The sequence below is a fragment of the Micromonospora narathiwatensis genome, from assembly GCF_900089605.1.
In the GTDB taxonomy this organism is placed as follows: domain Bacteria; phylum Actinomycetota; class Actinomycetes; order Mycobacteriales; family Micromonosporaceae; genus Micromonospora; species Micromonospora narathiwatensis.
Map to the genome: position 1 here is coordinate 439,293 of NZ_LT594324.1, position 14,032 is coordinate 453,324.

The 14,032-nt window shown below is 73.9% G+C and carries 10 protein-coding genes; 7 read left to right on the plus strand and 3 right to left on the minus strand.

What is annotated here, in order from left to right:
- Positions 1-115 precede the first annotated feature (115 nt).
- Entirely contained in the window at positions 116-1,999 is a 1,884-nt protein-coding gene (locus GA0070621_RS01965; RefSeq protein ID WP_167666506.1) for a YfhO family protein, read from the plus strand.
- A gap of 31 nt (positions 2,000-2,030) precedes the next feature.
- Here GA0070621_RS01965 and GA0070621_RS01970 read toward each other — a convergent pair whose 3' ends face one another.
- Positions 2,031-3,893: a hypothetical protein gene (locus GA0070621_RS01970; RefSeq protein WP_091191084.1), complete on the minus strand. Its 1,863-nt coding sequence runs from the start codon at positions 3,891-3,893 to the stop codon at positions 2,031-2,033.
- Positions 3,894-3,998: 105 nt separating this feature from the next.
- On the opposite strand from GA0070621_RS01970, the gene GA0070621_RS01975 reads away from it, so the two are divergent.
- Positions 3,999-5,276, plus strand: a complete 1,278-nt coding sequence (locus tag GA0070621_RS01975) for an outer membrane protein assembly factor BamB family protein (protein WP_157739798.1) — start codon at positions 3,999-4,001, stop codon at positions 5,274-5,276.
- 5 nt (positions 5,277-5,281) lie between these two features.
- The gene (locus tag GA0070621_RS01980) at positions 5,282-6,556 is read left to right on the plus strand and encodes an outer membrane protein assembly factor BamB family protein (protein WP_167666507.1); all 1,275 of its coding nucleotides are present in this window, start codon (positions 5,282-5,284) and stop codon (positions 6,554-6,556) included.
- A gap of 1 nt (position 6,557) precedes the next feature.
- On the opposite strand, the gene GA0070621_RS01985 is transcribed toward GA0070621_RS01980, so the two are convergent.
- Complete coding sequence (locus GA0070621_RS01985) at positions 6,558-7,754, minus strand: peptidase C39 family protein (RefSeq protein ID WP_157739799.1); 1,197 nt, start codon at positions 7,752-7,754, stop codon at positions 6,558-6,560.
- A gap of 127 nt (positions 7,755-7,881) precedes the next feature.
- On the opposite strand from GA0070621_RS01985, the gene GA0070621_RS01990 reads away from it, so the two are divergent.
- The 4 genes from GA0070621_RS01990 (at position 7,882) to GA0070621_RS02005 (ending at position 13,105) form a co-directional block, all read left to right on the plus strand.
- Entirely contained in the window at positions 7,882-8,553 is a 672-nt protein-coding gene (locus GA0070621_RS01990; RefSeq protein WP_091191089.1) for a response regulator transcription factor, read from the plus strand.
- Positions 8,554-8,564: 11 nt separating this feature from the next.
- A complete protein-coding gene (locus tag GA0070621_RS01995) occupies positions 8,565-9,707 on the plus strand; it encodes a sensor histidine kinase (protein ID WP_091191090.1) in 1,143 nt (380 codons plus the stop codon).
- A gap of 276 nt (positions 9,708-9,983) precedes the next feature.
- Complete coding sequence (locus GA0070621_RS02000; RefSeq protein WP_091201888.1) at positions 9,984-12,497, plus strand: malectin domain-containing carbohydrate-binding protein; 2,514 nt, start codon at positions 9,984-9,986, stop codon at positions 12,495-12,497.
- A gap of 221 nt (positions 12,498-12,718) precedes the next feature.
- The gene (locus tag GA0070621_RS02005) at positions 12,719-13,105 is read left to right on the plus strand and encodes a VOC family protein (protein WP_091191092.1); all 387 of its coding nucleotides are present in this window, start codon (positions 12,719-12,721) and stop codon (positions 13,103-13,105) included.
- A gap of 63 nt (positions 13,106-13,168) precedes the next feature.
- Here the strand turns inward: GA0070621_RS02005 and GA0070621_RS02010 are convergent, their stop codons facing one another.
- Positions 13,169-13,945 (minus strand): hypothetical protein, encoded by a 777-nt coding sequence (locus tag GA0070621_RS02010; protein WP_091191093.1) that lies wholly within the window; start codon positions 13,943-13,945, stop codon positions 13,169-13,171.
- Positions 13,946-14,032: the final 87 nt, after the last annotated feature.

Genomic DNA, 14,032 nt, shown 5'->3' on the forward strand with positions numbered 1-14,032 from the left:
TGGTACGAGATGTCCGGTGGGCCGGCCGCGCCGGTCCTTGCCCCCGTTGCTCCCACCACAGTGGACAGGTGCGCGTTTCGCGGCCATTTTCCGGCTCCGGTAGAATCCGCCGACTGTGCCGCTTGCCGAGCCTCGTGCCGAATCGCCTCCGTACGCCGACACCCTGACCGGCATCGTCCCCGCCCCTCGCGGCGTCGCCGTCGCACCGGAACTCGCCGCTCCACGGGCGTCGTCCGACGCCGGGCCGGGCCGTTCGACGCCACGTCGGCGGTGGACACCGCGCCGCCTCGACCTCGCCGCGTACGGCGTCTTCCTGCTCGCCGCGCTCTGGGTGACCAGCCGGATCTGGATCGACCCGGACGGCCGGGTGGCCGCCCTCTACAGCAGCGACCCGGCACAGGTGCAGTTCTTCCTCGCCCACTCGGTACGCGTCGTGCTGCACGGCGAGTTCCCGTTCTTCACCGACCGGTTCAACTATCCGGACGGGGTGAACCTGATGGCGAACACCGCCATCCTGGCCCTCGGCATCCCGATGGTGCCGGTCACCGTCCTGTTCGGACCGGCGGTCAGCTTCGTCACACTGGTGACACTCGGCCTCGCCGGCACCGCCGCCGCCTGGTACCGGATGCTCGCCCGGCACGTCGTGCGCAACCGGCTGGCCGCCGCCGTGGGCGGCTGGTTCTGCGGGTTCTCGCCGGCGATGCTGTCGCACGCCAACTGGCACCCCAACATCATCAGCCAGTTCCTGCTGCCGTTCATCGTCTGGCGGGTGCTGGTGCTGACCCGTTCCACCCGCCCGCTGCGCGACGGCGTGCTGCTCGCCCTGCTGGTGACCGCGCAGGCGTTCATCAACGAGGAGATCCTGCTCTTCACCGCGCTGGCCTGCGGGGTGTTCCTGTTCGCGGTGGTCGCCCAGGAGCGCCGGCGGTGGGCCGCCGCATGGCGCCCGCTGGGCGTCGGGCTGGCGGTCTGCGCGGTGCTCGCCGGGGCGCTGCTGGCGTACCCGCTCTGGGTCCAGTTCGCCGGGCCGATGGCGTACCACGGGCTCAGCGACACGGTCCGCGACTACGGCAACGACATCGCCTCGTTCTTCGCCCCCGGCTCACCCACCATCGGCGGCAGCGAGCGGGCGAACGTCAACCTCGCCCCGAACTACTCGGAGGAGAACGCCTTCTTCGGGTGGAGCCTGTCGCTGCTGACCGTCGGCATCGTGGTCTGGCTGCGCCGGGAGGTGATGGTCCGGGCGCTCGCGGCGACCGGGCTGTTCTTCGCGGTGCTCTCCCTGGGCGAGCGGGTGTCCTGGTGGGACCGGGAGCTGATCGTCGGGCCGTGGGAGCTGCTGGTCCGGCTGCCGCTGCTCGACGCGGTGGTGCCCACCCGGTTCGGGCTGATCACCACGGTGGTCGTCGGGGTGCTTTTGGCGATCGCCGTCGAACGTGCCTGGTCGCTGCGGACCTTCGACCGGCGGACCGCCCGTACCCTCACCGCCGCCGGGCTGGTCCTCGCGCTGCTGCCGATCGCGCCGATGCCGTTGCAGGTCACCACCCGTCCGGCGGTGCCGGAGTTCATCACCGCCGACCGGTGGCGGCGGTACGTCGGCCCGGACCAGACCCTGGTGCCGGTGCCGGTACCGAGCATGGGCCACACCGACCCGATGCGCTGGGCGGCCAGCACCGACCTGGCCTTCCGGATCCCCGGCGGCTACTTCCTCGCCCCCCGCAACGGCGTCACCGGCGACCCCGGCCGTTTCGGCGGGCGGCCCAGCGGCATCGGCGCGCTGCTGGCGGAGGTCGCGGCGACCGGGCGTACGCCGGAGCTGGACGACCGGCAGCGCCGCCGCTGCCTCGACGAGCTGCGGCACTGGCGGGCCGCCATCGTGGTGCTTCCGCTGGACCAGCCGAACGCCGAGCCGCTGCGGCGGACCGTGGAGCAGTTGGTCGGCCCCGCCCGCCAGGAGTTGGACGTCTGGCTCTGGGACGTCCGCGCCCTCAGCAGTTGACGCGGGGGCCCGGCCGTGACCGGGCCCCTCCTTACCGCACGTCCCACAGCCAGACGTCGTCGACGCGTTGCGGCGGGCCGAGCAGGGCGGTCATCAGCTCGCGCAGCACCGGCTCGCGCGGGCCGGCGCCGAGCACCACCACCGACGCCCGCCAGTGGCGCAGGTCCTCGACGGCCCGGCGGCGGTCCTCGTCGGTGACCGCCGGGACCTGGTTGGCGTCCATCGTGGCGTAGATGAGCCTGGTGGTCGGGCGGTTCGGTGCGCCGAAGACGCCGGCGCCCCGCTCGTTCGGGCCGATGAAGTAGCCGCCCGGGATCGGGAACTCCTGCCCGGTCAGCGCGCTCCAGCGCAGCGTCGTCAGGCCGTGCACGTTGCTCGGGATCGGCACCGGCACGAGGGTCCGGCCGGCCGGCACGTACGGCCGCCAGCCGCCCGCGGTGATGAAGTGTGGCGGTGGGTCGATCCGCTGGGCCGGCAGCGGACGCGGGAACAGCGGCAGCAGGGCGGCCACGATCGCCGCGTACCCGGCGCCGCGCAGCCACCGCCGCCGCGTCAGGCCGCTGCGCGGGCTTGCCGGCCCGGGGTCGTTCCCGGTGCGCTGGGCCGGCACGGGCGGGCGACCGGTTCCGGAGAGGGCGTTCCAGGCCAGCGCGAGCAGCACCCCGAGCGCGCCCGCCACCACCAGGGTGAGCCGGGTCGGCATCATCATCTCGACCAGCGGCAGGTCGTTCGGCACGTACGCCCAGGGGCCGTCGACGCCGGTCTCCACCCCGTCGAAGCGCACCTTCGGGCCGATCGCGGCCACGCTGAAGAGCACCACCAGCACGGCGACGATCCGGGCCGGCAGCGACCGGCGTACCAGCAGCACCAGGGCGACCAGCGCGACGAGCACCAACGGCCAGCCGAACCAGGAGTTCTGCTCGGTCAGTCCGATGGTCTTCTCGACCGCCTCGTCACCGGCCACGGTGTCCCGGGCGAAGGTGACGAAGGCCATCAGGTCCTCGCCCCAGCTGTGGAAGACCCCGCCCTGCAGGCCCCGGTAGGACTGCGGCCCGTTGAACTGGAACCAGATCGGGTACGCGGTCAGCAGCAGCGCCAGCCCGCCGCCCACGCCGGTCGCGGCGAGGAACGTGCCGGCCTGCTCGCGGGCCGCGCGCGGGCGCTGCACCGCGTACGCGACCACGACGACCAGACAGGCCAGCGCGGTGAGCAGCAGCATCTCCTCGTTGATGAAGACCTGGTACGCCACCAGCAGACCCAGCACGATCCCGTTGCGCCGCCAGCGGCCCGGCTCGCCGAGGCGCAGCACCCGGGCCACGATCAGCGGGAGCAGGAAGTTGGAGACGAAGTTGGGTTGGCCGTTGGCGTGGTGCACGACGCCGGGGGCGAAGCCGAGGAACGCGCCGCCGACGAACGCGGCCGCGCGGGAGCGCACCAGGTGCCGGGAGAGCGCCCAGTACGAGGTGGCCGCCGTCGCGGACAGGGCCGCGCCCAGATAGAGCGCGTACGTCACCTGTGGACCGAACAGCAGGGTGAGCGGCGCCAGCGGCAGGGTGACCCCGAGCAGCGAGGTGTTCGCCATCATGTTGACCCCGTCCGGGGCGTTCTGCCGGACGGTGAACAGCGGGTTCTCCAGGTGCCGTACCGAGTGGGCGCCGTGCGCGAAGAGCCACTCGAACCAACTGTGGTCGGTCGGCAGGTGCGACGAGACCCGGTGCTGCACGTCCCCCCAGTAGTTGAGGCAGACGAGAACGCCGAGCAACGCATAGGCTCCGATGGCCAGCACGTCGGCGCGGGCCGGCCGGCGTCGGGATCGGCGCGGCACCTCCGCCACGGCGGGCTCGGCCGCGACGGACGAGGAGTTCAGCGAGGGGTCTACCACCGGCACAGCCACGACGGGCCATCGTACCGGCCGGCCCGGCGTCGCCCCGGCCGCCCGGTGCGCCCCGACGTGGGTCCGGCCGCCGCCGTCCAGCGGTGGCGCGGGAGAGGGGTGATCGTGGCGGTCATCGATCTGGGTGAGCTGCGTGACGAGGCGCCCCCCGACCCGCCAACCCGGCCACCGCGGGCCGCCGGCCGCCCGTACCGGTTCGTCGTGGTGCTGCTGGCGGCGTTGGCCACCCTCGCCGGCGCGGCGCCCGCACCCCGCCGGATCGCCGCCACCGTGCCGGGTGGTCCCGCCGCCGCGGCGTTCGTCGTCGATGACCGGGTGTACGTGGTGGAGGCCGTCGACCCGGAGCGCGGAACCGGCCGCCGGCTGGTCGCGTACCGGCTGGCGGCGGATCGGCCGCGGACGCTGTGGCGGACCTCGTTGCCCGGCACCGGCGTCGTCGATCTGGCCTGGGCGGTGGACGGGATGCTGCTGCTGATCGGCCGGACCGCCAACGACGCGGGGTGGGAGGCGATGGCTCTCGACGCCGCGACCGGCCGGCTCGGCTGGCGGCACCCCGGGGTGGCCTTCCCGACGGGCGACATCGTGCTCCTGCGGACCAGTGATGGCGACGGCGCCCAAGAGACCCGCCGGCTCGACGTCCGCACCGGAAGGACACTGTGGTCGGTGCCGACGAACTCGGCCGAGCCGCACAACGATTGGGGACCGGCCGGGGTCGAGCGGGTGGTGCTGGTGCACGACTCCGGCACGACGGAGGTCCTCGACGCCACCTCCGGCGCCCGGCTGCTCGCCCGTGACCTGCGTACCGGTGAGCCGCCCCGGCGACAGCGGACGGTGGTGGCCGCCGGCCTGCTGCTCGTGCTCGACGATGCCGGCGGCACGGTGACCAGCTACGACCTGGACCGGCTGGAGCAACGCTGGAGCGTCTCGCTGCCGCAGGCCGACTACGCCGACCGGTGCGGCCGGTCGCTCTGCGCCTACCAATACCCGAGCGGGATGTGGGTGCTCGACCCGGCCACCGGCGCGACCCGGTGGACCGACCCGCGCTGGACGGCGTCGGCGGAGGCTGTGGCTGACGGGCTGCTGCTGGTCGCCGAGCAGACGCTCACCTCGCCCGTGCTGGCCGTGGTGGAGGAGACCACCGGCCGGCTCGTCGCCGAGCTCGGCAAGTGGCAGGTGGTCCCGCGCGTCGACAGGGACGGCCCGATGACCGCGGTACGGCTGGGCCGCAACGGTCGGCTGCTCGTCGCCGAACTGGACCCGGCGGCCGGGCAGGCCCGGATCCGCGACGCCCTGCCCGGCGCCGTCGGGGACTGCCGGGCCGGCGCGACACTGCTCGTCTGCCACCGGATCGACGGCAGCTTCGTGCTGTTGCGGAACCCGTGAACCGGATGATCGAGCTGGGGGAACTGCGGCACGGCGACGAGCCCGAGCCGCCACCGCAGCCGCGCCGGCCCCCGACGGCATCGGCCCGGTTGGCGGCGCTCTGCTGTGCCGTGCTGCTCACCCTGGCCGGGGCCGCGCCGGTGCCCGATCAACCGTCCGGCGTCTCTGTGCCGGCCCCGCGGAACGCCAACTTCCTGGTTCTCGCCGACCGGCTGGTGACGGCCGGCGGGCCGGGCACGGCCGATCCCGGCGACCGGCTGGTCAGCGGGTACCGGTTGCCCGACGGCGCGCCGGTGTGGCGGTTCAGCCTGCCCGTCGGCGACGAGTTGTTCGGGTTGTGGACGGTGGCCGACCTGGTGCTGGTGGCGAGCAACCCGGCGGGCTTCCCGGGCGACGTCCGCACCGTCGCCCTGGACCCGCGCACCGGCGCGACGCGCTGGCGGCAGCCCGGCCACCCGACGCCGACCCAGGCGGGCGGGGTGATCTTCGACTCGCCCGGCACCGACGGTACGGGCGTGCTCCGGGCGGTCGACCCGGCGACCGGAAAGCTCCGGTGGTCGCTCCCGTTGGCCGGCAAGGGGCCGATGTACGGGTACGGGAGCCGGGGCGTGACGGCGCTGGTGCTGGTCGGCGGCGACGGGCTGGTCGAGGTGTACGACGTCGACTCCGGCGCGCTGCGGCGGGCCGGCCGGCTGCCTCCGGCCGTCGACCGGGCGTACCGGTTGACGCACGTGCTGGGCGACCTGCTGCTGGTCGGCGACGCGTCGGGCACGGCCGCCGCGTACGGCCTGGACCGGCTGGACCGACGGTGGACCCTTCCGTGGCAGCCGGCGGGCGACACCTGGTTCACCGACTGCGCCGAGGTGGTCTGCCTGAGCGGCCGGTCGGCCGGCCTGCGGGCGTACGACGCGGCCACCGGCCGTCCCCGCTGGCACGCCGACCGCTGGCGCGACGCCATCCCCGTCGACGGCCGGCTGCTCGTCGCTCCCGACGACTGGCGGGCGGAGGACCTGGCGGTGCTCGACGCCGGCACCGGGCGCACCCTGGCCCGGCTGGGCCGCTGGCGGTTGGCCGACTTCGTCCCGAACCGGTCCCGGCCGCTCGGCTCGCGCCCCGTCAGCGGGGGCCGCACGCTGGTGGCGGAGCTGGACGTGCCGGCCGGTCAGGTCCGGATGCTCGCGGTGCTTCCCGGCTTCTGGAGCGAGTGCGCCACCGCCGCCGCCGTGCTGGTCTGCAAGCAGCCGGCCGGTGGGCTGGTGATCTGGCCGCTGGAGCGGTGAGTCACCAGTTGGCCTGGGCGGGCGCCGGGGGCAGCGGCACCGAGCCCGGCCGGACCACGTACGCGACGCCGCCGCTGCCGGCCTGCCAGGCCGCCTCGAACGGCGCCCGTGGCACGGTCCGGCGTACCGCCTCGTCGTCCGGGGCGTACGGGTCGTTGAGCACCGGGTCGCCGTCGGCGGTGAAGCCGACCAGCACCATCAGGTGTCCCCGGGTGGCGTAGTCCAGCCCCGGCACCTGGCCGGCGGTGAAGGCGGCGGAGAGGATCAGCGGGATGCCGGCGGCGACGAACCGCTCCGCCTCGGTCAGGCCCCGCAGCCGGGTGACGAAGGCGTCCACCCCGTGCCGGCCCGCGTACGCGGTGTTGAACGCCCAGTTCCCGGCCCCCGCGTACGCGTGGTCGTAGCAGTGTCGGGCGGCGTGCACCACCACCGGCCGGGGGCCGGGCGGGTCGACCCAGGCGTACCGGTCGGGGGTGGGGCCGGCGCCCCAGAAGTCCAGCACCATCGAGACGCAGGTGGGGCTGCACCAGGAGTCCCCGCCGCCGCCCCAGCGGGTCTCCCCGCCGGCGTGCAGTCGCTGCGCGTAGCGGGGCACGTCGAGCACCCGCCCCCGGGCGTCGACGTCGTCCGCCCCCGTCGCCTCGTCGGCCGGGTCGGCCGGCGCGTCGGTCGAGGCGACCGCGCCGACGGTCCGCAGCACCGGACCGGCCGTGGCGTCGCAGCGGCGGAACAGGGTGACCCGGAGCTGCCAGCCGTTGACCCGCGCCGCCGCGACGCGCAGCACGTCGACAGTCACCCGCGCGTCGTCGCCGGTCTGCCCGGGCACCGAGCTGCGGTGGATGGCGGTGTCGTCGGCGGCCCAGTGGCCCAGCACGTACCAGTCGGTGGCCGGCGCGTCCTCGTGCCAGCCGCGCGCCTCCACCCGGAGCCAGCAGCCCTCCGGGGTGTCGGCGGTCCACGACGGTACGATCTCGTCGACCGTGAAGCCCGCCCGGACCACCGGGGACGTCCAGGCGGCCCGCTCGTACCCGGCGGTGACGCCGGTGTGCGGGTCGGTGTGCTCGATCCGGCCGGCCGGGCCGGCGACCACCAGGCCGTCCGCGCCGGCGGCCACCCCGTCGACCGTGCCCAGGGCGAGGTCCTGCGGGAAGCGGAAACGGCGGTACGCCACGTCCCGCCGGGCGGCCGTTCCGGTCATCGGCAGCTCCTTGTCGCCGGTTGCCGGGAAGCATGGCGTACCCGAAGGTTTTTTGCAACGACGGCGAGGGACGCTTGGTTGGCGGCCGGCACTAGGTTGTCGGGAGGTCACGAGGCGGGAGGCCGGGATGCGGGTACTGGTGGTGGAGGACGAGCGGAACCTCGCCGACGCGATCGTGCGCGGGCTGCGCAAGCGCGGCATGGCCGTGGACGTCGCCTACGACGGCGACACCGGGCACGAGGCCGCCTTCGTCACCCGGTACGACGTGGTGATCCTGGACCGGGACCTGCCCGGCGTGCCCGGCGACCGGATCTGCGCCGACCTGGCCGCCTCCGGCACCCTGACCCGGGTGCTGATGCTGACCGCCAGCGGCACGGTCGCCGACCGGGTCGAGGGGTTGCAGCTCGGCGCCGACGACTACCTGCCCAAGCCGTTCGCCTTCGACGAGTTGGTCGCCCGGGTGCAGGCGCTCGGCCGGCGGGCCACCCCGGCCGCCCCGCCGGTGCTGGCGCTGGCCGACCTGGTGCTCGACCCGGCCCGCCGGGTGGTGGCCCGTGGCGGCGTGCCGGTCGAGCTCACCAACAAGGAGTTCGGCGTGCTGGCCGAGCTGCTCAAGGCACGCGGCGCGGTGGTCTCCAGCGAGGAGCTGCTGGAGCGGGTCTGGGACGCGAACACCGACCCGTTCACCACGATCGTCCGGGTCACCGTCATGACGCTGCGCAAGAAGCTCGGCGACCCGCCACTGATCGAGACGGTGGTCGGGGCCGGCTACCGCACCGCCGAGGAGAGGTCAGCGTGACTCGGTTGAGGATGCGGCCCACCCTGCGGCTGCGGCTCACCCTGCTCAACGGGGTGCTGCTGGTCGGGGCCGGGGCGATCATGGTGTTGCTGGCCTGGCTGCTGCTCCGGGACGGGCTGCGCCCGGCCGACGACCTGCGGCCCGGCACGACGGTGCTGCTCGCCGACGGCCGCACGCTCGAAGCCGGGCAGTGGCAGGGGCAACTGGTCGACGCGGCCTCACGGGAGCTGCTGCTCAAGGGCCTGGGGGCGCTGCTCGCGATCAGCGTGGTCGGCGTCGCTGGGGCGTACCTGGTGGCCGGGCGGGCGCTGCGCCCGCTGCACCAGGTCACCGCCACCGCCCGCCGGCTCGGCGAGGCCACCCTGGACCAGCGGATCGGCTGGTCGGGCGCCGACGACGAGGTGGCCGAGCTGGCCAAGACCTTCGACGCGATGCTGGACCGGATCGCCACCGCCTTCGAGGCGCAGAAGCGCTTCGTGGCCAACGCCTCGCACGAGCTGCGTACCCCGCTCGCGGTGATGCGGACCGAGATCGACGTGACGCTCAGCGACGACGAGTCGGACATCGCCGACTACCGCCGGATGGCCACCGTGGTCCGGGACGCCTCGGGGCGGGCGAACGGCCTGGTCGACGCGTTGCTGGTGCTGGCCCGCAGCGAGGCGCAGGCCGGGCGTCGGCTGGCCCGCCGCGTCGAGGGTGACCTCGCGGTGGGCGTCGCCAACGCCCTCTCGGCGATGGCCGGCGAGGTGGAGCGGATCGGCCTGAAGGTGCACACCGCGCTGCGTCCGGCACCGGTGGTCGGTGACCCGGGGCTGCTCGACCGGCTGGCCGGCAACCTGGTGGAGAACGCCGTCCGCTACAACCACCTGCACGGTCGGCTGTGGATCCGGACCGGCAGCGACGGGCCACGGTCCTGGCTGGTGGTCGGGAACACCGGCTTCGAGGTCGCCCCGGCCGACGTGCCGGGGCTGTTCGAGCCGTTCCGCCGCGGCGGCCAGGAGCGTACCGGCGCACGCGGTTCCGGCCTGGGGCTCTCCATCGTCCGGGCGGTCTGCGACGCGCACGGCGGCACCGTCAAGGCGGTCGCCCAGCCGGGCGGCGGGCTGGAGGTGAGCGTCATCCTGCCCTCCGCGGACGCCCCCGCCGCCACCTGACCGGCCCGCCGACCGGCGTACGTCCGACGCGGCCGACCGCCGACCTGACGGCGGGGGCCGCCGAACCACCATCCACAGTCACCTTTTCGTGTGGCCGGCCCGGCTGTCCCGTCCGGTGGCGTCGGGTGGTCGGGCGGGACCGTCGGCGTGGTCGGGCAGAAACCTGACGATCGCTGGACCGCCGGTGAGCGGTGCCTCAGGGTGTGTGGTGCGATACGCCTCACCCCGTCCGCGCACGCCCAACCGGAGCTGCCAGTGACCCACTCCTCGGCCTTCATGCGCCGTGCCATCGCGGTCCTCACCACCGCCGCGCTCACCGTCGCCGGCCTGGCCACGGCCCGTCCCGCCGACGCCGCCCCCGACCACGGCACGGTGGTCAAGGCGGCGCCGTCCACCGCCTCGCCGGACATCAAGGACGGCACGGTCAACGCGATCTACGACGCCGGCGCGAAGATCATCGCGGCCGGCACCTTCACCCAGGTACGGAACCGCGGGTCCGACGTCGACATCACCCGCAACTACATCCTCGCCTTCGACAAGGCCACCGGGACGGTGGACAACGCCTTCGCGCCGACCGTCGACGCCGAGGTGAACGCGGTGATCGCCGGACCCACCGCCGGCACGGTCTTCGTCGCCGGCAAGTTCAACACCGTCAACGGGACCACCCGGCGCAAGGTGGCCCTGCTCAACGTCGCCACCGGCGCCCTGGTCACCAGCTTCGCCGGCCCGGCGTTCAACGGGCTGGTCAAGGACGCCGTCCTGGTCGGCAACCGGCTGCTGGTCGGTGGCATCTTCACCACCGCCGGCAACCCCAACCCGCGCGGCGGCCTCGCCTCGCTCAACGCCAGCACCGGCGCGGTGGACAACTACCTCACCACCAACCTGACCGAGCACCACAACTACGACGGGGTCAGCGGCTCCAACGCCGGGGTCGGGGCCGAGAAGCTGGCCGTCTCGCCCGACGGCAGCCAGCTCGTGGTCATCGGCAACTTCAAAAACGCCGACGGGGTGCTCCACGACCAGATCGTCAAGCTGGACCTGGGCGCCACCGCGGCCACCGTCGCCGACTGGAACACCAGCCGGTACACCCCGCGCTGCGCCTGGTGGGCGTTCGACTCGTACATGCGTGACGTCGCGTACGCCCCGGACGGCAGCTACTTCGTGGTGGTGACGACCGGCGCCCCGAACGGGGGGACGCTCTGCGACGCCGCCGCCCGCTGGGAGTCCGGCGCCACCGGCTCCGAACTCCAGCCCACCTGGGTCGACTACAGCGGCGGCGACACCTTCCTCTCGGTCGGCATCAGCGAGCAGGCGGTCTACGTCGGCGGGCACATCCGCTGGCTGAACAACAGCTTCGGTGGCGACAACGCCCAGGCCGGCGCGGTGGGTCGGCCCAGCATCGCCGCCCTCGACCCGCGCAGCGGCCTGCCGCTGTCGTGGAACCCGGGCCGGCACCCGCGCGGCGTCGGCGTCTCCGAGATGCTGGTCACCCCGGACGGGCTCTGGATCGGCTCGGACACCCCGTGGATCGGCAACTTCCAGTACCGCCGGGAGCGGATCGCGTTCTTCCCGCTGACCGGTGGCGCCGCGCCGCACCCCACCACCACCGCCGCCCTGCCCGGCAACGTCTACCAGGCCGGCCTCCCGGCGCCCACGAACGTGCTGTACCGGGTCAACGCCGGCGGCCCGCTGCTCGCCTCGACGGACAACGGACCGGACTGGGCGGCCGACGAAGGCGGCAACCCCAGCCCGTACCACAACGCGGGCAGCAACACCGCCGGCTACGGGACGGTGGGCAGCCTGGACGCCACTGTGCCGGCCGGCACGCCCGCCGCCCTCTACAGCGCCGAGCGGTGGGACCCCGCCGGGGACCCGGAGATGCGCTGGCAGTTCCCGGTGCCCGTGGGCACCGAGGTCAAGGTCCGGCTCTACCTGGCCAACCGGTACGACGGCACGTCGACCACCGGCTCGCGGGTGTTCGACGTGGCGCTGGACGGGGCGACCGTCCTCGACCGCCTGGACCTGTCCGGCAGCGTCGGGCACAACGTCGGCACCATGCGGGAGTTCACCATCGTCAGTGACGGCTCGGTCGACATCGACTTCCGGCACCGGGTGGAGAACCCGTTGATCAACGGCATCGAGGTCGTCAAGACCGGACCGCCGCCGGCCGGCAGCCCCGACGAGATGCAGGTTCGGTCGTACGACGGGGACACCACCGTCGGGGCCGCGAGCCCGGTGGCCAGCCCGGACGGCACCGCCTGGTCCACCGCGCGGGGCGCGTTCTGGGTCGGTGGCACGCTGTTCTACGGCATGAACGGCGCGTTGTGGCGGCGTACCTTCAACGGCACCGTCCTCGGCACGCCGTCGCTGGTCGACCCGTACCACGACGCGTACTGGGACACCGTGGACTCGGCCTCCGGCGGCCACACGTACGCCGGGGCGACGACGAACTTCTACGCCGAGATCCCGAACGTGACCGGGATGTTCTACAGCGGTGGCCGGCTGTACTACACCCTCGGCGGGCAGGGCGGCCTCTACTGGCGCTGGTTCACCCCGGACAGCGGGGTGGTCGGCGCGGACAAGTTCACCGTCGCCGGGGTGACCGGCTTCGCCGACGCCGGCGGGATCTTCCTGTCCGGCAACACCCTCTACAAGGTCAACCGGAGCACCGGCGACCTGTCCGCGACGGACTGGTCCGCCGGCGTGCCGACCGGCGCGTTCACCGTCCGCAGCGGCCCCGCCGTGGACGGCGTCGACTGGCGGGCGAAGGCGGTCTTCGTCGGCCCGTGACCGGGTGACCCGCCCGGCCCGGCCCCGCACCAGCGGGGCCGGGCCGGCGGCGTTAAACCGCCTTGTGCGCGGGGTGGGGGCGGTGACATGATCTTCCGCGTCAGCCCGACGCGTGGAAGGGGGTGTGGTCGATGTCCACCGTGAACAGTCCCGCGCCCCGCCCTGGTCCCCGCTGACACGGTCCACTCCCCCGGGGCGCACTCCGATCAGGAGGAAGCACCGTGAGTGCACAGATCCACTGCGTGACCTGCGAGACCGACGACCCGTACGCCCTGGCGAGCTGGTGGGCCGAGGTGCTCGACCGGAAGCTGCACGACGACGACCACCCGGGCGACCCCGAGGCCGTGCTCGTCGCGCCCGACGGGCACGGTCCCGACCTGCTCTTCGTACGGGTGGGGGAGCGGCACGGCAAGGGCGCGTTCCACCTCGACCTGCACCCGGCCGACGGCACCCGGGACGCCGAGGTCGAACGGCTGCTCGGCCTCGGCGCCACCCTGGTCGCCGACCGGCGTCGGCCGGACGGCACCGGCTGGGTGGTGCTGGCCGACCCGGAGGGCAACGAGTTCTGCGTCTGCCGTGGTCCGGCGGAACGGGCCGCGGCGCACTGATCCGCACAGCGAACCGGGCCCCCACCAGCCTGGCGGGGGCCCGGTTCACCGATCAGGTGAAGGTCAGTCCTTCTTCTCGACCTCGCCCCGCATCGCGACGAACTCCTTCTGCAGGTCGGCCGAGGACTTGAAGTAGCTGACGATCATGCCGAGGCTACCCCGGTCGGCCCAGACGCAGACCCCGACCTGGAGGCCGGCGGTCTGGCCGTCGCCGCACTTGGCGTCGCCGCCCAGCGGGCCGGCGTCGACCGACTTGAACTCCGTCACGCCGAGGCCGGCGCCGAGGCCGCTGATGGCGCTGTCCAGCTCCTTCTTCGGGTCGACCAGCAGAGCGGACGCGCCGACGACCATGACCATGTCCTGCTTCGCCGGGTCACCGTAGACACCGCCGACGACGCTGGTCGCTCCCGGCACACTGCTCTTGATCTGTGCCTTCGCCTCCTCGGTGGCGGAGATGAGCGCGGGCTCGGTCGCCTTCGGCCGCCCGCCCAGGGTCTCGGGCTCGACCAGGCGGGTCTTGGCGGCGTCGACCACCTCGTTCACGGTGTCCTTGGTCGCGAAGTAGACGGCCACGCCGCCACCGACGCAGAGCACCACCACGACGGCCAGGACGATCAGCAGGATCTTGCCGACGCTGGACTTCTTCTTCGGCGGCTCGGCGGGGGTGCCGAAACCGGGCTGGCCCGGTGCCGGGTATCCGCCGACCTGCTGGCCGGGCTGCTGCGGGGCCGGCGGGTGGTCGCCGCCGTACTGGGGCTGCTGCGGCGGCGGGTAGCCACCGGGCTGCTGCTGGGGCGGGGGGTAGGAACCGGGGTAGGGACTGGACGGCGGCTGCGACATGATCTTGGTCAGCTCCTGTTTGAAATCTAGGACGCGTGATCGTATCGAGCACCACCGACAAGCCGCCGTCCGGCCACGACGGGCGTG